The sequence below is a fragment of the Streptomyces sp. NPDC001858 genome, assembly GCF_053594615.1.
Genome location: NZ_JBSFEV010000018.1, coordinates 66,008 through 90,006, shown reverse-complemented (window position 1 = coordinate 90,006; position 23,999 = coordinate 66,008). Strand labels below are relative to the sequence as shown.

The 23,999-nt window shown below is 74.0% G+C and carries 1 protein-coding gene; it reads right to left on the bottom strand.

Annotated elements, in window-relative coordinates; all coding sequences use genetic code 11:
* Positions 1 to 3: 3 nt before the first annotated feature.
* The gene (locus ACWCPF_RS24385) at positions 4 to 23,928 is read right to left on the bottom strand and encodes a non-ribosomal peptide synthase/polyketide synthase (RefSeq protein ID WP_451047186.1); all 23,925 of its coding nucleotides are present in this window, start codon (positions 23,926 to 23,928) and stop codon (positions 4 to 6) included.
* Positions 23,929 to 23,999 lie beyond the last annotated feature (71 nt).

The window sequence follows — 23,999 nt, the reverse complement described above, 5'->3', positions numbered from 1 at the left end:
GGGTCAGTCCTCCTGGTGGGAACGGGTGGTGGCACCGGTGGCCTCGGCGAGGCGGGCGGCCAGGATCGGTCCGATCTGGGCCAGCGAGCCGGCTTCGGTCATCTTGTTGTGCCGGGTGGTGATCTCGTGTGATTCGATCCGGCCCGCGATGTACGGGCGCCAGGTCGCGGGCCCGGCGTCGTCCCCGTCGCGGTCGATCGTGGAGTTGAACAGCAGCAGGTCGCCGTCGAACCCGGCGGGGACGAAGTCGACCGCGAGCTGCGCGTTGTTGATCATGATGTGGACGATGACCTCGATCTGCTGCTCCGTCAGGCCCTGCAGCGCGCTGCCCCGCCGGTTCAGGACCTCGGCGACCTCGCCGTAGGTCAGCTCCCGGTCGCCCAGCTCGTCGGGGTCGACGTCGAGCACACCGACGAGCACGTCCCGCTCGGTGGGCACCGGCATCTCGTCGAACTGCACGTCCTTCACCGGGTAGGCGTCGAGGATGGCCAGCAGCGCGGTCCGCTCGCCGCGCGCCTGCAGCTCGCAGGCGAGCGCGTGGGCGATCAGCCCGCCGGCGGACCAGCCGAGCAGCAGGTAGGGGCCCTCGGGCTGGATCTTGCGGATCTGGTCGGCGTAGTCGGCCGCCATCTCCTCGAAGGACTCCGGGAGGGGTTCGGGGCGGCCGAGGCCGCGTGCCTGGATGGCGTAGACCGGGTGCTGGGGGCCGATGTGGTTCAGGAGCCCGCTGTACGACCAGCTGATGCCGCCGCCGGGGTGGATGCAGAACAGCGGCGTGCCGGCCCCGGTCGAACGCAGCGGCAGCACCACGTCCAAGGCGTCGTCGGGGTCGTCCATGACCAGGCGTTCGGTGAGACCGGCCACGGTCGGCGCCTCGAACAGCATGCGCAGACCGAGCTCCAGGCCGAGGGTCTCGCGGACGCGGGCGGCCAGGCGGGCGGCGAGCAGCGAGTGCCCGCCCAGATCGAAGAAGTTGTCGTCGATGTGCACCTGTTCGCGGCCGAGGACCTCGGCGAAGAGGCCGCACAGCAGCTGTTCCCGCGGCGTCCTGGGGCCGCGTCCGGCGCCCTGCGCCCCGTACTCGGGGGCGGGCAGGGCGGCCCGGTCCAGCTTGCCGTTGGCGGTCAACGGCAGCGTGTCCAGGGTGACGAACGCCGACGGCACCATGTAGTCGGGCAGTTCACGGCGCAGCCGCCCGGAGAGCTCGCCCGCCTCGGGCGCGCCCTCGGGGGCGGGCACCAGGTAGGCGACGAGCCGCTTGTCGCCGGGCCGGTCCTCGCGGGCGACGACGGCCGCCTGGGCGACGCCAGGGCAGCTCGCGAGGATCGCCTCGATCTCGCCGGGCTCGATCCGCAGGCCACGGAGCTTGACCTGATGGTCGGTCCGTCCGGCGAACTCCAGTGTGCCGTCGGCCCGCCACCACGCCAGGTCGCCGGTGCGGTACATCCGGCTCCCGGGCGGCCCGTACAGGTCGGCGGTGAAGCGCTCAGCCGTCAGGCCGGGTCGGCCGAGGTAGCCGCGGGCCACGCCCGTCCCCGCGAGGTACAGATCGCCGACCAGGCCCGTGGGCACCGGCCGCAGGTGGTCGTCGAGCACGTAGGCGCGCATGTTCGCCATCGGCCCGCCGATCGGCACGGTCGCGGCGTGCTCGGGGAGGGTGCGCACCGGGTGGCAGGTGGCCAGGGTCGTGGCCTCGGTGGGCCCGTAGCCGTTGACCACCTCGATACCGGGGCAGGCGGCCAGCACGCGGGCGACGGCGGTCGGGGAGACCACGTCACCGCCGGTCCACACCTCGCGGACCCCGGCGAGCAGGCCCGGCCGTTCCTCGGCGACCAGCCGGAACAGGCCGGCCGTCAGCCACAGTCCGGTCACCCCGTGCGTGCTGATCGTGTGCTGCAGCAGGTCGAGGTCGAGCCGCTCGGGCGGTGCGACCACGACCCGGCCCCCGCTCAGCAGCGGCACCCACAGCTCGTAGGTCGAGAGGTCGAAAGCGGTCGGGGAGTGCATCAGCACCCGTTCGTGTCCGCCGCCGCGCCATTCGGGGGTGAGCGCGTGGCCCACCACATCGCGGTGGGTGACGGCCACGCCCTTCGGCCGGCCGGTCGAGCCGGAGGTGTACATGATGTACGCCAACTGCCGCTGATCGCAGCGCACTTCGATGCCGGACGAGTCGGGCTCACCGTCGAGCAACGCGGTCAGCGCCTCCTCGGTGAGCACCAGCTCGACCCCGGCCTCCTGGAGGATCAGGTCGATCCGGGACTGCGGGAAGCGCGAGTCGAGGGGCGCGTAGGCGCCGCCCGCCTTGATGATCGCCAGGAGCGCCACGACGAGGTCCGCCGAGCGGTCCAGCAGCACCGCGACCGGTGTCTCCGGTCGTACGCCCTGGCGGATCAGTGCCCGCGCGAGGCGGTTGGACCGCTGGTCGAGTTCCCGGTAGGTCAGCTCGCCGGCGCCCGCCACGACGGCCACCGCGTCCGGGGTGGCGCGCACCTGGCGGGCGAACAGCTCCGGCAGCGCGGCCTCGGGCAGCTCGAACGCGACGCCGGTGGACTCGAACAGCCGCCGGCGGCGTTCCTCGTCCGACATGATGTCGATCCGGCTGATCGGACGACCGGGGTCGGCGACCGCCGCGCGCAGCAGCCGTGCCCAGCGCTCGAACAGCAGCTCCACGGTGGCCGGGGCGAACAGGTCGGTGGCGTACTCCACCGCGCCGACCAGGCCGTCGGGGCCGCCGTCCGGGCGGAACTGCTCGGCCAGGCTGAACGTCAGGTCGACCCGGGAGGTCCCGGTCGACGCCTCCAGGTGGCCGGTCGACAGGCCCGGCAGCGCGAACTCGCCCACCGGCGCGTTCTGCAGGGCCAGCATGATCTGGAACAGCGGGTGGTGCGACAGCGAACGGGCCGGGTTGACCACCTCGACCAGGTACTCGAACGGCACGTCCTGGTGGTCGTAGGCGGCGAGTGCCTTCTGCCGCACCCGGTCGAGCAGTTCGGCGAAGCCGGGGTCGCCGCTCGTGTCGGTGCGCAGCACGAGGGTGTTGACGAAGAAGCCGACGAGGTCGTCCAGGGCCTGGTCGGTACGGCCGGCGATCGGGCTGCCCACGGGGATGTCGGTGCCGGCGCCGAGCCGGGTGAGCAGCGCGGCGAGGCCGGCCTGGAGCACCATGAACATGCTGGCGCCGCGCGCCGCGGCCAGGTCCCGCAGTGCCTGGTGCAGTTCGGGGTCCAGGCCGACCACGACCCGGCTGCCCAGCTGGGAGGCCACCGGCGGCCGGGGCCGGTCGGCGGGCAGCTGCACCTGCTGCGGAATGCCCGCCAGCTCGTCCTTCCAGTAGGCCAGTTGCCGGGCGAACAGACTGTCCGGGTCGGCGGAGCTGCCAAGCAGGTCGCGTTGCCAGCAGGTGTAGTCGGCGTACTGCACCGGCAGCGGGGACCACTGCGGCTCCTCGCCACGGCAGCGCGCCGTGTAGGCGGCCGCGAGGTCGCCGGAGAGCGGCCCCATCGACCAGCCGTCGGCGGCGATGTGGTGGACCACGACCAGCAGCACGTGCCGGTCGGGCGCGAGCGCGTACAGCTCCGTCCGGACCGGCGGCTGGGCCGCCAGGTCGAAGCCTCGCCGGGCCGTCTGCGCCAGCCGCTCGGCGAGCCGGCTTTCGTCGAGCTCGACGACCGGCAGCTCCGGGTGTGCCTGCGAGGCGCTCAGCACGACCTGGTACGGCACGCCGTCCGTCTCGCGGAAGACCGTGCGCAGGCTCTCGTGCCGGGCGATCACGTCCGCGAGCGCGGCGTGCAGCGCCGGGCGGTCGAGTTCGCCGGTCAGGCTCAGCGCGAGCGGCATGTTGTAGGTGGCGCTGGGCCCGTCCATCCGGTGCAGGAACCACAGGCGGCGCTGGGCGAAGGACAGCTCCACGAGTTCGGGTCGGGGCCGGGCGGTCAGCGCGGGCCGCGCCGTGCCGGAGCCGTCGAGGCGGGCCGCCAGTCCGGCCACGGTCGGCGTCTCGAACAGCGTCCGGACTTCGAGCTCCGCGCCGAGGGTCGCCCGGACGCGGGAGGCCAGGCGGGTCGCCAGCAGGGAGTGTCCGCCCAGGTCGAAGAAGCTGTCCTCGACGCCGACCTGGGCCAGGCCGAGCACCTCGGCGAACAGCTCGGCGAGGAGTTGTTCCTGCGGGGTGCGCGGCGCCCGCCCGGCTCCGGCCGGGCCGAGGTCGGGCGCGGGCAGCGCGCGTCGGTCGAGCTTGCCGCTGGCCGTCAGCGGCAACGTCTCCAGCGCCACGAACGCCGACGGGATCAGGTAGTCGGGCAGTCGCCCGCGCAGCCATGTGCGGAGTTCGCCGATGAGGGCGCCGGCGCCCCGGCTGCCGGTGGGGCGGTTGGTCAGCGACGACAGCGGCCTGCCGGCGGTCCCGGCCGGCCGGTACGGCTCGACCGGGGAGCCGTGCTGCGCCCGCGGGTCGGCGAAGACGACGTCGAGGGCGTCGGGCGCGGTGGCCGACCAGGTGACGCCCACCCAGCGGTCGAACTCCAGCCCGATGGCCCGGAAGTCCTCAGGGTCGGGGACTTCGCTCTCCTCCGGGCCGTGCAGCCGCTCCAGCAGCTCGGCGAGCGAGCCGTCGCCGTCCTGCACCGCTCGGGAAAGGGCGGCCTCGCGCAGCACTCGACGGTTCGGCACTCCGGTGATCCGCAGCACGTCGGCGGGCGGCTGGGCGAGGAGTTCGCGCAGCTCGGCCAATCCCGCGAGCCGGCGGCCCCACTCCAGCTCTACCGTCCGGCCCGGGGCCGCCGGAACGACCGGGGCCTTGTGCAGCGTCACGTCGTAGCGGTAGCGGGTCAGTTCGTTGTGGTGGCGTCCGCGCTTGACCTCCACGGCCATCGCGCCGATGTCCGTGCCGTGCTCCCGCAGGACGGTGAAGAAGTCCGGGTCGACCAGGAGTTCCTTCTCCACCCTGACGGCCTGCTCCACCGCGCGGCGCACCGCTGCGGGGTCGCCGTCGGCACCGGTGCGGTGCAGTTGGACCGCGGTGGCCAGCGGGCGCAGCAGCCGCAGGTTGCGGACGTCGCCGACGAAGAGCGTGCCGCCGGGGGCGAGCAGCCGCATCAGCTTCCCGATCACGTCCGCGAGGTAGTCGGCGGACGGGAAGTACTGCACCACCGAGTTGATCACGATGGTGTCGAACCGCCCGGCCGGCAGGCCGTCGGTGTCGTGCGCCGGGCGGGTCTGCAGCACGACGCGCTCGGCCAGGTCGTCCTGTCGGGCGACCTGCGCGGTCAGCGCGTCGACCGCCGTGGCGGAGAAGTCCGTCGCCCAATAGGTCTCGCAGTGCGGTGCGATCTGCGAGAGCAGCAGTCCGGTGCCGACGCCGACCTCCAGCACCCGGCGGGGGCGCAGGGCCAGGATGCGGGCCACGGTGGCGTCCCGCCACTCCCGCATCTGCTCGACCGGGATCGGGCTCGCGTCGTAACTGCTGTTCCAGCCGACGAAGTTCTGGCCGAAGCCGGCTTCCTCGGGGGTGATGGGCAGGGCGTCGTAGATGTCCTGCCACTCGCCCACGTGGTCCGCTTCCAGGCCGCTGTCGCGGACCTCGTCCTGGCGCGGGACGACGTAGCCGACGAGCCGGTCGTCCTGGGCGAGGACGGCGGCCCGGGCGACGCCGGGGTGCTCGGCCAGCGCCGCCTCGACCTCGCCGGGCTCGACGCGGAAGCCGCGCACCTTCACCTGGTCGTCGGCCCGGCCGACGTACTCCAGCTCGCCGTCGCCCAGCCAGCGCACCAGGTCTCCGGTGCGGTACATGCGCGCACCGGCCCCGAACGGGCAGGCGACGAAGCGTCCGGCCGTCAGGTCCGGCCGGTTCAGGTAGCCGCGCGCCAGTCCCGCGCCCGCGACGTACAGCTCCCCCGCGACGCCCGTGGGCACCGGTCGCAGCCGCTCGTCCAGCACGTACACCCGGGCGCCCGCGATCGGACGGCCGATCGGCGGCACGCCCGCCCCCGGGGACAACGGGTCGCTCATGGTCGCGCACACCGTGGTCTCCGTCGGTCCGTACGCGTTGATCATCCGACGGCCCGGGGCCCACCGGGCCACCAGCTCCGGCGGACACGCCTCACCCGCCACCACCAGCGTCGACACCTGCACCGAGCCCTCCGGCACGGCGGCGAGGACGGACGGGGGCACGGTCACGTGGGTGACCGCGAGGTCCCGGTCGGTCAGCGCGGCGACCGGGTCGGCCGTCGGGGGCAGTACCAGGGCCGCGCCGCGCAGCAGGGCGGTGGAGATCTCCGACACCGAGGCGTCGAAGCTGGGCGAGGCGAACTGGAGCACCCGGCTGTCGGGTTCGATCGCGAAGCGCTCGATCTGTCCGGCGACCAGGCTCGCGACGCCGCCGTGAGCGACCACCACGCCCTTGGGGCGGCCGGTCGAGCCCGAGGTGTAGATCACGTAGGCGGGGTGCCGGACGTCGAGCGCGATCTCGGGTTCGGTGTCCGGCCAGTCTCCGTCGGTCACCGTCGCCGGGTCGTCGATCACCACGGTCGGACGGGCGTCGTCCAGCATGAACGCGATCCGCGCCTGCGGGTACGCCGGATCCACGGGCAGGTACGCGGCCCCGGCCTTCAGCACGCCCAGGACGGCCACCACGGACTCCACCGAGCGCGGCAGGGCCACGGCCACGGTCTGCTCCGGCCCGACACCCTGGGCGATCAGCGCATGCGCGAACCGGTTCGCCCGGGCGTTCAGCTGCCGATACGTCAACTCGGCATCGCCGCACACCAACGCGACGGCGTCCGGTGTCGCCGCCACCTGCGCCGTGAACGCCTGCGGCACCGGGACGGCCGCCACCCCCCGGGCGGTCGCGTCGCCCCGCTCCAGCAAACGGTGCCGCTCGTCGGCGTCGAGGAGCTCGATCCGTCCGATCGACCGGTCCGGGTCGGCGGTGACCGCCTCCAACAGGCGCGTCCAGCGGGTGGCGAGCGCTGCGACCGTCGAGCGGTCGAACAGGTCGGTGGCGTACTCCACCGCGCCGACGATCCCCGCCGGGCTGCCGTCCGGACCGAACTGTTCGACGAGGCTCACACCGAGGTCGAACTTGGCGGTTCCGGTGGCCACCGCGTAGGTGGCGACGTCCAGGCCGGGCAGGGAGAACCGGCCCATCGGAGCGTTCTGCACCGCCAGGACGGCCTGGAACAGCGGGTGGTGGGACAGCGAGCGGGACGGGTTCAGCGCCTCCACCAGGTGTTCGAACGGCACGTCCTGGTGGGCGTACGCCGACAGCGCCGACTCCCGCACCCGGCCGAGCAGTTCGGCGAAACTCGGGTCACCGCTCGTGTCGGTCCGCAGCACCAGCGTGTTCACGAAGAACCCGACCAGATCGTCCAGCGCCTCGTCGGTACGCCCAGCGATCGGACTCCCGATCGCGATGTCCGTGCCCGCGCCCAGCCGCGTGTACAGCGCCGCCAACGCCGCCTGCAGCACCATGAAGAGGCTCGCGCCCGACTTTCGGGCCAACTCCACCAGCGCCGCGTGCAGTTCGGGGCTCAGTTCCAGGCCGAGATGGTCTCCGTGCCAGCCGGCGACGGCCGGCCTCGGCCGGTCGGTGGGCAGCTGGAGCAACTCCGGCAGGTCGGACAACTGCTGTTTCCAGTAGCCGAGTTGTTCGGCGAACCGGCTCTCCGGGTCGGCGGCGTCGCCGAGCAGGTCGCGCTGCCACAGCGTGTAGTCGGCGTACTGCACAGGGAGGGACGGCCAGTGCGGCGCACGGTCCTCGCACCGGGCGGCGTACGCCTCGGCCAGGTCGCGGGCCAGCGGGCCGGTGGACCAGCCGTCACCGGCGATGTGGTGCATCACCAGCAGCAGCACGTGCTCGTCCGGCGCGAGCGCGAACAGCTCCGCCCGCAACGGCACTTCTGAGGTCAGATCGAAGGGCCGGCGGGCGAACTCGGCGAGCCGCTCGAACAGTTCGGCCTCCGACACCTCGGTCAGCCGCGCCCGGGGCCGGGCCTCGGCCGGGTCAAGGACGAGCTGGCAGGGTACGCCGTCGACCTCCGGGAACACCGTCCGCAAGCTCTCGTGCCGGGCCACCACGTCGGCCAGCGCCTCGTCCAGCGCAGCCCGGTCGAGCGTCCCGGTCAGCCGGAGCGCCAGCGGGATGTGGTACGTGGCGGCGGTGCCGTCCATGCGGTGCAGGAACCAGAGCCGACGCTGGGCGAAGGACAGCGGCACCACCTCGGGCCGCTCGTGCGTGGTCAGCGCCGGGCGTACGCGGCCGGCTCCGGCCAGCGCCTCGGCCAGGCCCGCCACGGTGGGCGCGAGGAACAGGGCGCGCAGCCCCAGCTCCACGCCGAGCACCGAGCGCACCCGTGCAGCCAGGCGGGTGGCGAGCAGGGAGTGCCCGCCCAGGTCGAAGAAGTCGTCGTCGACCCCGACCCGCGGCACGCCAAGCACCTCGGCGAACAACTCGCACAGGATCTGCTCCTGTGGGGTGCGCGGCGCCCGGCCGCCGGCGGTCGCGCCCGGTTCCGGCGCGGGCAGCGCCGCCCGGTCCAGCTTCCCGTTCGGCGTCAGCGGCAGCACGTCCAGCACCACGAAGACGGCCGGCACCAGGTAGTCGGGCAGCCGGTCACGCAGGTATGCCGCCAGCTCCGCGGGGCGGACGGCCGCGTCGGGACGGGCCGCGACGTAGCCGATCAGCCGGTCGTCCCGGGCGAGCACGGCGGCCTGGGCGACGGCGGGGTGTTCGGCCAGCGCCGCCTCGACCTCGCCGAGTTCTACGCGGAAGCCGCGCACCTTCACCTGGTCGTCGGCCCGGCCGACGTACTCCAGCTCGCCGTCGGTCCGGCGGCGCACCACGTCCCCGGTGCGGTACATCCGCGCACCCGCCGGGCCGAACGGGCAGGCGACGAACCGCCCGGCCGTCAGCCCGGGCCGGTTCAGGTACCCGCGCGCCAGGCCGGGGCCGGCGACGTACAACTCCCCCGTCACGCCCGGCGGCACGATGCGCAGCCGCTCGTCGAGGACGTACACCCGGAAGCCCGCGACCGGCCGGCCGATCGGCGGTACGCCGGAGCCCGGGGACAGCGGGTCGCTCATGGTCGCGCACACCGTCGTCTCCGTTGGACCGTATGCGTTGATCATCCGTCGGCCCGGCGCCCACCGGGCCACCAGCTCGGGCGCGCAGGCCTCACCCGCCACCACGAGGGTGGTGGCCGTGAGGTCGGTGCTCTCCACCGCCGCCAGGGCCGAGGGCGGAAGGGTCACATGGGTGACGTCTAGCCGACGGTCCGTCAGGGCCTCCAGCGGGGCCTCGGCGGGGGCCAGGACGAGGGCGGCGCCGGTGAGCACGGCACCGCACAGGTCCCAGAAGGACGCGTCGAAGCTGGGCGAGGCGAACTGGAGCACCCGGCTGCCCGGCGCCACGCCGAGCCGGTCGACCTGCGCCGCCACCAGGCCCGACACTCCGGTGTGGCTCACCATGACGCCCTTGGGCCGGCCCGTCGAACCCGAGGTGTAGATCACGTAGGCCGGGTGCCGGGCGTCCACCACGACACCCGGATCGGTCTCCGGCCAGTTCCCTTCGGTCACTGTCGCGGGATCGTCGACGACGACGGCCGGCCGCGCGTCGTCCAGCATGAACGCGATCCGCGCCTGCGGGTACGCCGGATCCACGGGCAGGTACGCGGCCCCGGCCTTGAGCGCACCCAGGACCGCCACCACCGACTCGACCGACCGCGGCAGGGCGACGGCCACGACCTGCTCCGGACCCACGCCCCGAGCCATCAGCGCATGCGTGAACCGGTTGGCCCGAGCGTTGAGTTGACGGTACGTCACCTCGACCTCGCCGCAGACGAGCGCGACCGCGTCCGGCGTCGCCGTCACCTGCGTCGCGAACAGCTCCGGCAGGCTCACCCCGGCCGCCCCGCCCTCGGCGGCCGCCAGCAGCTCGCGGCGCTCCTCGGCCGACAGCAGGTCGATCCCGCCGATCGGCTGGTCGGGCGCGGCGGCGACCGCGGCCAGCAGCCTGGTCCACCGGGCGACCAGGGCCTCGACCGTCGGGCGGTCGAACAGGTCGGTGCTGTACTCGACCGCGCCGCTGAGCCCGGCCGGCGCGCCGTCGGGCCCGTGCTCCTCCGCGAACCCGAAGGTCAGGTCGAGCCGCGCGGTCCCGGTGAGCACGGTCACGCCGGAGACCTTCAGGCCCGGCAGCTCGAAGTCGCCGCCCGGCGCGTTCTGCACGACCAGCCCGGTCTGGAACAGCGGGTGGTGCGACAGCGAGCGGGACGGGTTCAGCGCCTCCACCAGGTGTTCGAACGGCACGTCCTGGTGCGCGTACGCCGACAGCGCCGTCTCCCGCACCCGCCCCAGCAGCGCGACGAAGCTCGGATCACCACTTGTGTCGGTGCGCAGCACCAGTGTGTTGATGAAGAACCCGACGAGATCGTCCAGCGCCTCGTCGGTACGCCCCGCGATCGGACTCCCGATCGCGATGTCCGTGCCCGCGCCCAGCCGCGTGTACAGCGCGGCGAGCGCGGCCTGCAGCACCATGAACAGGGTCGCACCCGACTTCCGGGCCAACTCCACCAGCGCCGCGTGCAGTTCGGCGTCGATCCGGAGTTCCAGCAGGTCGCCGCCGTACGACATGGTGGCCGGGCGCGGCCGGTCGGCAGGCAGCGGCAGTTGCTCGGGCAGCCCGGCCAACGCCTCGGTCCAGTAGGCGACCTGACGGGTGAACACGCTGTCCGTGTCGTGTTCGTCGCCGAGGATCTCGTGCTGCCACACGGTGTAGTCGCCGTAAGTCACCGGCAGCGGCGGCCATGCCGGCGCCCCGCCACCTCGCCGTGCGCTGTAGGCGGTGGCGAGGTCACGGGCCAGCGGGCCCATGGACCAGCCGTCACCGACGATGTGGTGCATGACCAGCAGCAGCACGTGCTCGTCCGGCGCGAGCGCGAACAGCTCCGCCCGCAGGGGTACTTCCGAGGTCAGGTCGAATGCCCGTACCGCCGCCTCGTGCAGCAGGGCGGGCAGCTCCGCCTCGCCGGCCGCGCGCACGGTCAGCGGGACGGCGACCTCGGTGGTGTCCAGCACCCGCTGGTAGGGGACTCCGGCGGTGTGCGGGAAGACCGTGCGCAGGGTCTCGTGCCGGGCCACCACATCGGCGAGCGCGTCGCTCAGCGCGGTTCGGTCGAGGGCGCCGGACAGCCGCAGGGCGAGCGGCATGTGGTAGGTGGCGCTCGGGGCCCCGAACTGCTGGAGGAACCAGAGCCGGCGCTGGGCGAACGACAGCGGCATCGGTTCGCGGCGGGGCCGGGGTACGAGGGCCTGCCGGGCGGTGCCGGCGTCGTGCAGTCCGGCCGCGAGCCCGGCGGGTGTCGGCGCCCGGAACAGGCTGCGCAGTTCCAGCTCGACCCCGAGGGTCGCCCGGACCCGCGAGACCAGCCGGGTGGCGAGCAGGGAGTGCCCGCCCAGGTCGAAGAAGCCGTCGTCGACCCCGACCCGCGGCACGCCCAGCACCTCGGCGAACAACTCGCACAGGATCTGCTCCTGCGGGGTGCGCGGCGCCCGGCCCGTCGCCGTGGCCACCGGCTCGGGCGCGGGCAGCGCCGCCCGGTCCAGCTTCCCGTTCGGCGTCAGGGGCAGTGCATCGAGCAGGACGAACGCGGACGGCACCAGGTGGTCGGGCACCCGGTCACGCAGGTGCGCCGCCAGCGCCGCCGCGGTCGCCCCGGCCCCGGCCAGGGGGACGACGTACGCGACGATCCGGTCCTCCCGGGCGAGCACCGCGACCTGGGCGACACCCGGGTGCGCGGTCAGCTCGGCCTCGATCTCGCCCGGCTCGACCCGGAACCCGCGGATCTTGATCTGGTGGTCCACCCGGCCCGCGAACTCCAGCTCGCCGTCGGCGCGCCAGCGGACCAGGTCACCGGTGCGGTACATCAGCGCGCCGGCCGGACCGTACGGGTTGGCGACGAACCGCGTGGCGGTGAGCCCGGGCCGGTTGAGGTAGCCGCGGGCAAGGCCCGAACCGGCGAGGTACAGCTCGCCCAGCACGCCGGGGGCGACCGGCCGCAGCGCCGGATCCAGCACGTATGCCCGGCAGTTGGCGATCGGACGGCCGATCGGTACCGGCAGCGGACAGTCGGCGGGGTCGGCCGGCAACGGGTAGGCGGTGATCACATGGGTCTCGGCGGGCCCGTAGTGGTTGTGCAGCTCCCGGCCCGGCCGACGGGCCTGGAAGCGGCGCAGGGCACCGCCGAGGCGCATCGCCTCACCGGCCTGCGCGATCATCCTCAGCTTCGGCAGCTCCAGTCCGGCCTCCTCGGCGGCCTCGGCCAGCGCCTCGACCACGAGGTTGGGCGCGAACAGCTCCTCGACCCCGTGCCGGTCCAGCCACCGGGCGAACAGCTCGGCGCTGCGGCGCTGTTCCTCGGTCGGCACCACGAGGGTCTTGCCGTACAGCAGCGCGGAGAGCGTCTCCTGCACCGAGACGTCGAAGCTGATCGCGGTGAACTGCGCGGTGCGCGTGCCGGGTTCACCGCCGACGGAGCCGTGGTGCCACGCCAGCAGGTTCAGCAGTCCGGCGGCGGGCATCACCACGGCCTTGGGCCGGCCGGTGGAGCCCGAGGTGTAGATGACGTAGGCGGGGTGGCGCGCGTCCACGGCGACGGCCGGATCGTGCTCCGGCAGGTCCCCGTCCGGTGTGACGGCCGCGAGGTCGTCGAGCAGCACGGCCGGCCGCGCGTCCTGGAGCATGTACGCGATGCGGGCCGCCGGGTAGTCCGGGTCGACCGGCAGATAGGCCGCACCCGTCTTGAGCACCGCGAGGACGGCGACGACCAGCTCGGCCGACCTCGGCAGCTGCAGTGCGACGACCTGCTCCGGCCCCGCTCCGCGCGCGATCAGCGCGTGGGCCAGGCGGTTGGCCCTGCGGTTCAGCTCCCGGTAGGTCAGCACGGTGTCCTCGAACACCACCGCCGGAGCCTCCGGAGTCGCCAGGACCTGCGCCTCGAACAGAGCGGGCAGGCCGGCCTCGGGAGCCGGGCGGGCGGTGTCGTTGCGCGCGACCAGCAGCTCGTGCCGTTCCTCGGGGGTGAGGACGTCGATCCGGCTCAGCGGCCGGTCCGGCGCCGCGGCCGCCGACGCCAGCAGCCGCAGCCAGCGGGCGACCAGTGCCTCCACCGTGGCGGGGTCGAACAGATCGGTGCTGTACTCGACCCGCCCGACGATGCCCTCGGCCGGACCGCCGGTGCCGCCGCGCTCCAGCAGGTGGAAGCCGAGATCGAACATCGCCGTCGGCGTCCGCACCAGGACGATCTCGGCGGTCAGACCGCTCAGCGCGAACTCGGTGCGGGGCACGTTCTGCAGCGCGAGCAGCACCTGGAACAGCGGCTGACGGGCGAGCGACCGGTCCGGGTTGAGGGCCTCGACGACCTGCTCGAACGGCAGGTCCTGGTGCGCGTAGGCGGCCAGCGCGCCCTCGCGGACCCGGCCCAGCAGTTCGGCGAAGGTCGGGTCGCCACTGGTGTCCGTGCGGAGCACCAGGGTGTTGACGAAGAACCCGACGAGGTCGTCCAGGGCCTCGTCGGTCCGGCCGGCGATCAGGCTGCCGACCGGGATGTCCGTTCCCGTACCGAGCTTGTCCAGCAGCGCTGCCAGGGCGGCCTGCAACACCATGTACACGCTGGCGCCGTGCTCCCGGCCCAGCCGGACCAGCCCGGCGTGGAGTTCGGCGTCCAGTTCGATCGCGAGGTGGCCGCCCGCGTACGAGGGGGTCGCGGGGCGAGAGCGGTCGGCGGGAAGCCGGATCTGCTCCGGCAGGTCCGCCAGCGTCCGCGTCCAGTAGGCCTGCTGGCGGGCGAACAGGCTGTCCTGGTCGGCCGGGTCGCCGAGCAGCTCGTGCTGCCACAGGGTGTAGTCGGCGTACTGCACGGGCAACGGGGCCCACTGCGGTTCCCCGCCTTGGCGGCGTGCCGCGTACGCGGTGGCCAGGTCGGCGGCCAGCGGGCCCAGCGACCAGCCGTCACCGGCGATGTGGTGCATCACCAGGAGCAGCACATGCTCGTCCGCCGAGACCTCGAACACCTGGGCGCGCAGCGGCGGTTCGGCCGCGAGGTCGAATCCGCGCGCCGCGGCCGTCGTCAGCAGGTGCGGCAGGTCCGTCTCGTCGGCCGGGGTGACCGACAGGCTCGGGTGCGCCTGTCCGGTGGCCAGCACCTGCTGGCAGGGCACGCCGTCCACGGCGGGGAAGAGTGTGCGCAGGGTTTCGTGCCGGTCGACGAGGTCGCCCAGCGCCGCCTCCAGGGCCGCGAGGTCCAGTGGTCCCGAGAGCCGCCACGCGAGGGGCATGTTGTAGACCGAGTCGGCGCTCTCCAGCTGGCGCAGGAACCACAGCCTCCGCTGCGCGGACGACAGCGGCACCCGTTCGGGCCGCTCCGCCCGCGCCAGGGCGAGCCGGGCCCGGTCCGCGCCGCCCAGACCGGCGGCCAGTCCGGCCACCGTCGGGGTCTGGAAGAGGGTGCGCAGTGCCAGTTCCACGCCCAGGGCCGCACGGGCCCGGGCCACCAGCCGGGTGGCCAGCAGGGAGTGCCCGCCGAGGTCGAAGAAGTCGTCGTCGACACCGACCTGAGGCAGGCCCAGCACCTCGGCGAACAACCCGGCCAGCACGTGTTCCTGAGGAGTGTGCGGGGCCCGGCCGGCCCGCGACGCCGTGTACTCGGGCTCGGGCAGCGCGCGCCGGTCCAGCTTTCCGCCGGGGGTCAGCGGCAGGACGTCGAGGGTGACGAACGCGGCCGGCACCATGTAGTCGGGCAGCCGCTCGCGCAGGTGCGCCCGCAGGTCCTCCGGTCGAAGCTCCGCGCCGGTGGCGGGCACCGGGTAGGCGACCAGGCGGGTGTCCCCTGCCCGGTCCTGCCGGACGATCACGGCGGCCTGCGCGACCTGCGGGTGTTCCGCCAAGGCCGCCTCGATCTCGCCGAGTTCGATCCGGAAGCCGCGGACCTTGACCTGGTCGTCGGCACGCCCGAGGAACTCCAGGTTCCCGTCCGGGTTCCATCGCACCAGGTCACCGGTGCGGTACAGCCGCGTGCCGGCCGGGCCGAACGGGTCCGCCACGAACCGTTCCGCGGTCAGGCCCGGCCGGTTCAGGTAGCCGCGCGCCAGCCCCGCACCGGCGATGTACAGCTCACCCGGCACACCCGCGGGCACCGGCTGCAACGCGGCGTCGAGCACGTGCAGCCGGACGCCGCCGAGCGGTCGGCCGATCACCTGGCGCGGGCTCGACTCCAGCGGTGCGAAGGTCGAGTCCACCGTGCACTCGGACGGCCCGTAGTAGTTCAGGCAGGACACCCCGTCGGCCGCCCGCAGCCGCTCCCACAGCTGCTCGGGAACGACCTCCCCGCCCAGCCCGACCACCGACGGACGCCACCGCGGATCGTCCAACAGGCCATGTGCGACGAGGACTTGCAGGTAGGAGGGGGTGCCGCCGACGGTGTCCAGCCCGACCCGCGCGGCGTACCCCAGGTAGGCGTCCGGGTCGGACCAGGTCGCCTCGTCCAGGACGTGCAGCTCGTGGCCGGCGTACAGAGCGAACATCTGGTCGCAGGAGCCGTCGAACGACACCGACGTCGTCAGCCCCACCCGCAGCCGCTCCCCCGTCCGGAACATGAGCGGACACTGGTCGGCGAACAGGTTGCGCAGGCCGCCGTGCGTCGCCACCACGCCCTTGGGCCTGCCGGTGGAACCGGAGGTGTAGATGACGTAGGCCGGATGGCCCGGATCGATGGGCACCGCAGGGTCCGTCGCCGGGCAGCCCGCCACCAGCACGGCCGTCTCCGGGTCGTCGACCACCAGCCACCCGGCGGGACCGGTCTCCGGCAGTCGGCCCCGGGTGCGGGCGTCGGTCACCCACAGGACCGGCCGGGCGTCGTCGATCATGTACGCGATCCGCGCGGCCGGGTACTCCGGATCGACCGGGAGGTACGCCGCGCCGGTCTTGAGCACCGCGAGGATGGCCACCACCAGCTCGGCCGACCTCGGCAGCGCCACCGCCACCAGCCGCTCCGGCCCCGCGCCCCGCGCGCTCAGCGCATGCGCCAACCGGTTCGCCCGCGCGTCCAGCTCCGCATACGTCAGGGACGCTTCCGGCCCCACCAGCGCCACGGCGTCCGGGGTCGCGCGCACCTGAGCCCGGAACAGTTCCGGCAGGCTCTCGGTGAAGGCCTGGGCCGACGGGCCGGTGCCCAGCGCCGTCAGCTCACCGTGCTCCTCGGCGGTGAGCAGGCCGAACCGGCTGAGCCTGAGCCGCGGGTCGGCGACCACGGCGCGGAGCAGCCGCTCCCACCGCTGGATCATCGTCTCGACGGTGGCCGGGTCGTACAGGTCGCCGGTGTACTCGACGGACCCGTCGATCCCTTCCGGGGTGCCGTCCTGCGCGTGCCGCTCGGACAGGGTGAAGATCAGGTCGAGCTTGGCGGTGGTCGACGTCGACGGCAGGTCGCCGACGCGCAGCCCGGGCGGCGCGAAGTCGGCCCGGGGCGCGTTCTGCAGCACCAGCATGACCTGGAACAGCGGGTGGTGCGCCAGCGACCGCACCGGGTTGAGGGCCTCGACCAGGTACTCGAACGGAAGGTCCTGGTGCGCGTAGCCGGCGAGCGCGGTCTCCCGGACCCGGCCCAGCAGTTCGGCGAACGTCGGATCGCCCGAGGTGTCGGTACGGAACACCAGGGTGTTGACGAAGTAGCCGACCAGTTCGTCCTGCGCCTGGTCGGTCCGGCCCGCGACCGGGCTGCCGACCGGGATGTCGTCGCCCGCGCCGAGCTTGCTGAGCAACACCGCAAGGCCGGCCTGAAGCACCATGAACAGACTGGTGCCGTGCGCGCGAGCGAGTTCGCGCAGCCCGCGGTGCAGCTCGGCGTCCAGCCCGGCAGGCACAGAGCCGCCCCGGTGCGAGGCGACCGCCGGGCGGGGCCGGTCGCCGGGCAGCTGGAGCTGCTCGGGCAGGCCGGCCAACTGCCGGGTCCAGTAGGCCGCCTGGCGGGCGAACAGGCTGTCCCCGTCGGTGGCGTCGCCGAGCAGCTCGTGCTGCCACAGGGTGTAGTCGGCGTACTGGACCGGCAGTTCCTCCCACTGCGGCTCCGCGCCGCGGCAGCGCGCCGCGTAGGCGGTGGTCAGGCCCTGCGCGAGCGGGCCCAGCGACCAGCCGTCACCCGCGATGTGGTGCAGCACCACCTGGAACACGTGCTCGTCCGCCGCCAGCTCGAACAGCCCGGCACGCAGCGGCGCATCGACCGCCAGGTCGAACCGGCGGGCCTTCGCTTCCTCCATGACCTTCGGCAGCTCGGCCTCGGTGGTCCGGCCGACGAGCAGCCTCGGGCGGGCTGCCTCGACCTCCAGCACCTGCTGGTACGGCACTCCGTCGACCGCCGGGAAGACGGTGCGCAGGCTCTCGTGCCGGGCCACCACGTCCGCCACGGCGGCCTCCAGGGCCCGCCGGTCCAGCTCCCCGGACAGCCGCCAGCCGAGGGAGATGTGGTAGTTCGCGCCGGCGCCCTCCAGCTGGTGCAGGAACCACAGCCGCCGCTGCGCGAACGACAGCGGGATCGCCTGCGGGCGCTCGCGCCGCGCCAGGGCGGCCTGCGCCGGTCCGGCCGCCACCAGGGCGGCGGCCAGGCCGGCCGGGGTCGGCGCCTCGAACAGGGTGCGCAGCGGCATTTCCACGCCGAGCGTCGCGCGGATCCGGGCGGCCAGGCGGGTGGCGAGCAGCGAATGCCCGCCCAGGTCGAAGAAGCCGTCCTCGACGCCGGCCGACGCCACGCCCAGGACCTCGGCGAACAGCTCGCAGAGGACCTGCTCCTGCGGGGTGCGCGGCGCGCGGGCGGCGGCCGCCGGGGCGAGGTCGGGGGCGGGCAGGGCCCGGTGGTCCAGCTTGCCGTTGGCGGTCAGCGGCAACGCGTCCAGCACGACGAGCGCCGACGGCGCCATGTACTCCGGCAACCGCTCGCGCAGGTGCGCGCGCAGTTCGGCCGAACTCGGTGCGGTACCCGCGGCAGGCACCAGGTACGCGACCAGCCGGGTGTCGTCGGCCCGGTCCTGCCGCGCCAGGACGGCGACCTGGGCGACGCCGGGGTGCGCGGCCAGCGCCGCCTCGATCTCGCCGAGCTCGATCCGGTAGCCGCGCACCTTCACCTGCTGGTCGGCCCGGCCGACGTAACGCAGGCTGCCGTCCGCCGCGCGGCGCACCACGTCGCCGCTGCGGTACATCCGCGATCCCGGCGGTCCGAACGGGTCGGCCACGAAGCGCCCGGCGGTCAGGCCGGGCCGGTTCAGGTAGCCGCGCGCCAGGCCGGCGCCCGCCACGTACAGCTCGCCGGGCACGCCCGGCGCCACCGGCCTCAGGTGGGCGTCCAGCACGTAGGTCCGCAGGTCCGCGACGGCCACGCCGATCTCGCCGGCGGCGGTCGCGGCCCGGTCGAGCGCCGCGTGTGTGACGTGCACCGTGGTCTCGGTGATGCCGTACATGTTGACCAGCCGCGGCGTGTCTTCCGGGTGCCGTTCGTACCAGCTCGCCAGCCGGGCGTGTTCCAGGGCCTCGCCGCCGAACACGACGGTCCGCAAGGAGAGTTCACGCGGCTGCTCGGCGTCCGCCTGCATCAGCTGGTAGAACGCGGACGGCGTCTGGTTGAGCACGGTGACGCGCTCGCTGGCGAGGAGCTCCAGGAAGCGGCCGGGCGATCGGCTGGTCTCGTGGTCCACGACCACCAGACGGCCGCCGTGCAGCAGCGGACCCCACAGCTCCCACACCGAGAAGTCGAAGGCGTAGGAGTGGAAGAGCGTCCAGACGTCGTCGGCGGAGAAGCCGAACAGCTTCTCGGTGGCGCCGAACAGCCGCACCACGTTCCGGTGCGGGACCACTACACCCTTGGGGTTGCCGGTGGAGCCGGAGGTGTGGATGACGTAGGCGGCGTTGCCGGGGTCGAGGGGGACCTCCGGGTCGGTGTCCGGCAGCCCGTCCAGGTCGGCGGCGTCCAGCAGCAGCCGGTCCACCCGGTCCGCGCCCGGCAGGTCGCCGGTCCGGCTCGTGGTCACCAGGAGCGCGGGCCGGGCGTCCTGGAGCAGGTAGGCGATCCGGGCGGCCGGGTAGCGCGGGTCCACCGGCAGGTAGACGCCGCCCGCCTTCAGCACGGCGAGCACCGCCACGACCAGCTCGGCCGAGCGCGGCAGGGCCAGCGCCACCAGTTGCTCCGGGCCCACCCCGCGGTCGATCAGGGTGTGCGCGAGCCGGTTCGCGCGGGCGTTCAACTCGCCGTAGGTCAGGGTGACTTCGCTGTCCGTGAGGGCGACGGCGGCCGGGTTCGCCCGTACCTGCCGCTCGAACAGCGCGGTCAGACTGCTCTCCGACGGTGCCTCGCTCCGGTCGGTACGCGCCGGGAACAGTGCGCGGAGCTCGTCGGCGGACAGCACGTCCACCTGTCCGATCCGTCGGCCGGGGTCGGCGACGACGGTACGCAGCAGCCGCAGCCAGCGCTCGACGATCCCGGTCACGGTGGCCTCGTCGAACAGGTCGGTGCTGTACTCCACGACGCCCGACAGACCGTCCTCACCCGGCTGTTCGGCCAGGATGAAGGTCAGGTCGCACTTGGCGGTCCCGGTGTGGACGAGGTCGGTCGCCACCCGCAGCCGGGGCAGGTCGAACGTGCCGAGGGGCGCGTTCTGCAATGCGAGCATGGTCTGGAACAGCGGGTGGTGCGCCAGCGACCGGGCCGGGTTCAGCGCCTCGACCAGGTGCTCGAACGGCACGTCCTGGTGCGCGTACGCGGCCAGCGCGTCGGTGCGCACCCTGCCCAGGAGTTCGGTGAACGACGGGTCGCCGGAGAGGTCGGTGCGCAGTACCAGGGTGTTGACGAAGAAGCCGACCAGGTCGTCCGCGGCCTCGTCGGTGCGTCCGGCGATCGGCGTGCCCACGGGGACGTCGGAGCCCGCGCCCAGCTTGCCCAGCAGGGCGGCCAGTCCGGCCTGGAGCACCATGAAGAGGCTGGCCCCGCCGTCCCGGGCGAGCGAGCGCAGGCCCTGGTGCAGCTCGGCGTCGATCCGCACCGGCAGGTGGGCGCCCCGGTAGGACATCGCGGCCGGCCGGGGCCGGTCGAACGGCAGCTCCACCTGCTCCGGAAGTCCCGCCAACTGCTCGCGCCAGTAGGCGAGTTGGCTGTTCAACAGGCTGTCCTGGTCCGAGCCGTCGCCGAGCAGCTCGCGCTGCCAGAGGGCGTAGTCGGCGTACTGGACCGGCAGCGGCGACCACTCCGGCTTCGCGCCCTCGGCGCGGGCCGCGTAGGCGGCCGTGAGGTCGCGCGAGAGCGGCCCCATCGACCAGCCGTCGCCGGCGATGTGGTGCACCACCAGCAGCAGCACATGCTCCTCGGCCGCCAGCCGGAAGAGCTCGGCGTGCAGCGGCGGCTCCTCGGCGAGGTCGAAGCCGTACCGGGCCGCCTGTGCCAGCCGCTGCGGCAGCTCGCGTTCGCCGAGCTCGGTCACCCGCAGCCGCGGCCGGGCCTCCTCCGGCTCCAGCACCCGCTGGCACGGCTCGTCGTCGACGGTCGGGAAGACGGTGCGCAGGCTCTCGTGCCGCTCGGCCACGTCCGCCAGGGCGGCTTCCAGGGCCCGCTGGTCCAGGTTCCCGGACAGTCGTAGCGTCAGCGGGATGTTGTACGTGGCGCTCGGGCCGTCCATGCGGTGCAGGAACCACAACCGGCGTTGCGCGAAGGACAACGGGATCGCGTCGGGCCGCTCGCGCAGCCCCAGCGCCGGACGCGCCCGGCCCGCGACATCCACGGCCGCCGCCAGTTCCGCCGGCGTCGGCGCGTCGAACAGGTCGCCGAGCCGCAGCTCCACTCCGAGGATCGAGCGGGCCCGGGCGACCAGCCGGGTGGCCAGCAGGGAGTGGCCGCCGAGGTCGAAGAAGCTGTCGTCCGGCCCGGGTTCGGGCACGCCGAGCACCTCGGCGAACAGCCCGACGAGCAGGTGCTCGGTCGCGGTGCGCGGTGCGCGGCCGGGCGCGGCGGGCTGTCGCCCGGGCGCCGGGAGGGCCCGCCGGTCGAGCTTGCCGTTCGGGGTCAGCGGCAGCGCGTCCAGCAGCACGTAGGCGGCCGGCACCAGCTGCCGGGGCAGCCGGTCCCGCAGGTGGTCGCGCAGGGCGGCGCCGGTCACGGTGGCGCCGGGCTCGGGCACCGCGTAGGCGACGAGCCGGGACTCCTCCTCGGTGCGCACCGTCACGGCGGCCCGGGCGACCTGCGGGTGCTCGGCGAGAACGGCCTCGATCTCGCCGAGCTCGACCCGGAAGCCGCGGATCTTGACCTGGTCGTCGGTGCGGCCGAGGAACTCCAGGTTCCCGGCCGCGTCCCAGCGCACCAGGTCCCCGGTGCGGTACATCCGCGATCCCGGTGGTCCGAACGGGTCCGCGACGAACCGCCCGGCGGTCAGCCCCGGCCGGTTCAGGTAGCCGCGGGCCAGCCCCGCGCCCGCGATGTACAGCTCACCCGCCGCACCGGCCGGCAGCGGCCGCAGGGCCCCGTCGAGCACATACAGCCGGGTGTTGGCGACCGGCCGGCCGATCACCGGGCGTGGGCTCGACTCCAACGGCGCGACCACCGAGTTGACGGTGCATTCGGACGGTCCGTAAAGGTTGAGGCAGGACACGCCCTCCGCCGCCCTCAGTTGCTCCCACAGCCGCTCCGGCACGGCCTCGCCGCCCGCCCCGACCAGTGCCGGGCGCCACTGCTGGTCGTTCAACAGCCCGTGGGAGACGAGTACTTGGAGGTAGGACGGGGTGGCTTCGAGGTAGTCCAGTCCGCAGCGCGCCGCGTAGGCGACGAGGGCGTCGGGGTCGGTCCAGGTCGCGTGCTCCAGGACGTGCAGCTCGTGGCCGCCGAACAGGGCGAGCAGTTGGTTCCAGGAGGCGTCGAAGGACACCGAGGTGGTGAGCGCCACCCGCAGCCGCTGCCGTTCCTTCAGCACCGGCGCGAAGTGCACCTGCCGGAGGTCGGTGAGCAGGTCGAGCAGACCGCCGTGGGTCGGCAGCACGCCCTTGGGCCTGCCGGTGGAACCGGAGGTGTAGATGACGTAGGCCGGGAGTCCGGGGTCGACGGCCGCCATCGGGTCGGCCGCCGGGCAGTCGCTCACCAGGGCGGCCGTCTCCGGATCGTCGAGCACCAGCCGGTCGCAGGGGCCGGCCTCGGGCAGCCGCCCCTCGCTGCGGGAGTCCGTGACCAGTAGCGCCGGCCGGGCGTCGTCGAGCACGTAGGCGATCCGGGCGGCCGGGTACTCGGGGTCGACCGGCACGTAGGCCGCGCCGGTCTTCAGCACCGCGAGGATCGCCGCCACCAGCTCCGCCGAGCGTGGCAGGGCCACCGCCACCAGCCGCTCCGGGCCCGCTCCCCGGGCGATCAGCGCGTGCGCCAGCCGGTTGGCCCGCGCGTCGAGTTCCGCGTAGGTCACTGAGACGTCGCCGCACACCAGCGCGACCAGGTCCGGAGTCGCCCGGACGTGCTCCCGGAACAGCTCCGGCAGGCTGGTGGCCGGGGCCTGCGCCACCGGTCCGGAGCCGAGCTCCGCCAGCTCGCGGCGCTCCTCGGCGGTGAGCAGTTCGATCCGGCCCACCGGCTCGTCCTGGTCGCGGTCGGCGAGGGTGTCCAGCAGCGCGAGCAGCCGCTGTTGGTGGCCGGCGAGGTCGTCGGGGCCGTAGGCCTGCGGCGAGCCGTGCAGCCGGAGCAGCGGCGGGTTGCCGTCCCGGTAGTCGAAGACCCAGACGGCGAGGTCGGTGGTCGACCCGGACACGAAGTGGTGCACGGAGGCCGGGTGCCCGGCGAAGCTCGGCCTGGAGTTGAAGGCCATGATGTTGACGATCAGCGGGAACGCCGTCCCGATGCTGCCGGGGGCGCCGAGGTCCCGCAGCAGGTCCTCGCTGCGGTAGCGCTCGTGCGCGACGGCCGTCTCGACCTCCCGCGCCGCCTCGGCGACGAGTTCGCGCCACGGCATGTCCGGCCGGACCGTCAGCCGCAGCGGCACCACGTTGGACGTCGTGCCCGGCACCGCCGTCAGGTCTCGGTCGGCGCCCCGACGGGCGGTGACGGGCAGGGCGAGCACCACGTCCTGGTTTCCGGTCAGCCGGTGGGCGTAGAGCGCCGTCGCCGCGACCACCAGCCGGGACCACCGCACGCCGCAGCGTCCCGCCGCCGCCCGCAGGGCGTCCGGGCGGCGCAGTTCCCGCTCCTCGGCCAGCCGGAGGGCGCGGTGCGGGTCGGTCGCGGAGGCGTCGGTGAGCCGGGTCGGGGCGGGGAGGTCGGCGAAGCGCTCGGTCCAGTAGGCGCGGTCGGCGGCGAAGTCGGCGGAGGCGCGGTAGGCGGCGTCGCTGTCGACCAGGTCCCGCAGCGAGCCGAACGGGCAGGGCGGCACGGCGCCGCCCTCGGCCAGTGCCGAGTACACCTCGCCGACCCGCTGCCGGAGCATGGAGCTGCTGATCGCGTCCAGCACCACGTGGTGGTAGTTGAGGTACCAGAGGTACTCCGTCTGCGAGGCCTTGATCAGCGCGTGGCCGAACAGCGGGTCACGGGCGAGGTCCAGCGGGCGCAGCAGGTCCCGCTCCATCCAGGCCACGGCCGCCGCCCGGGGGTCGGGCTCCGCGCTGAGGTCGAGGTGCGCCGGAGCCCAGTCCCAGCTCTCCCGGAGGACCTGGCGCGGGCCCTCGCCGTCGTCGACGAACGTCACGTGCAGGGCGTCGACCTCGTCGACCACCCGGCGCAGCGCGGTCTCGAACAGCTCCCGGTCCACCGGCCCGTGGATCTCCAGGCACTCGCCGACGCGGTAGCCCGGGATCGGCGTCCGGGAGCTCTGCTCGGCCAGCCAGATCTCGCGCTGGGCCGCTGTCAGGGGAAGGGCGTCACCATCGCGACGGGACATGGGGGTACCTCCGAAGGTCTGGGCAGGCGTGGTGGGGGGCACGCAGGACCGTGCCGACCGTGGTGTCGTCA

Excerpts from the sequence above, each read along its gene's own strand:
- ACWCPF_RS24385 (WP_451047186.1), bottom strand. The coding sequence starts at position 23,928 with ATGTCCCGTCGCGATGGTGACGCCCTTCCCCTGACAGCGGCCCAGCGC.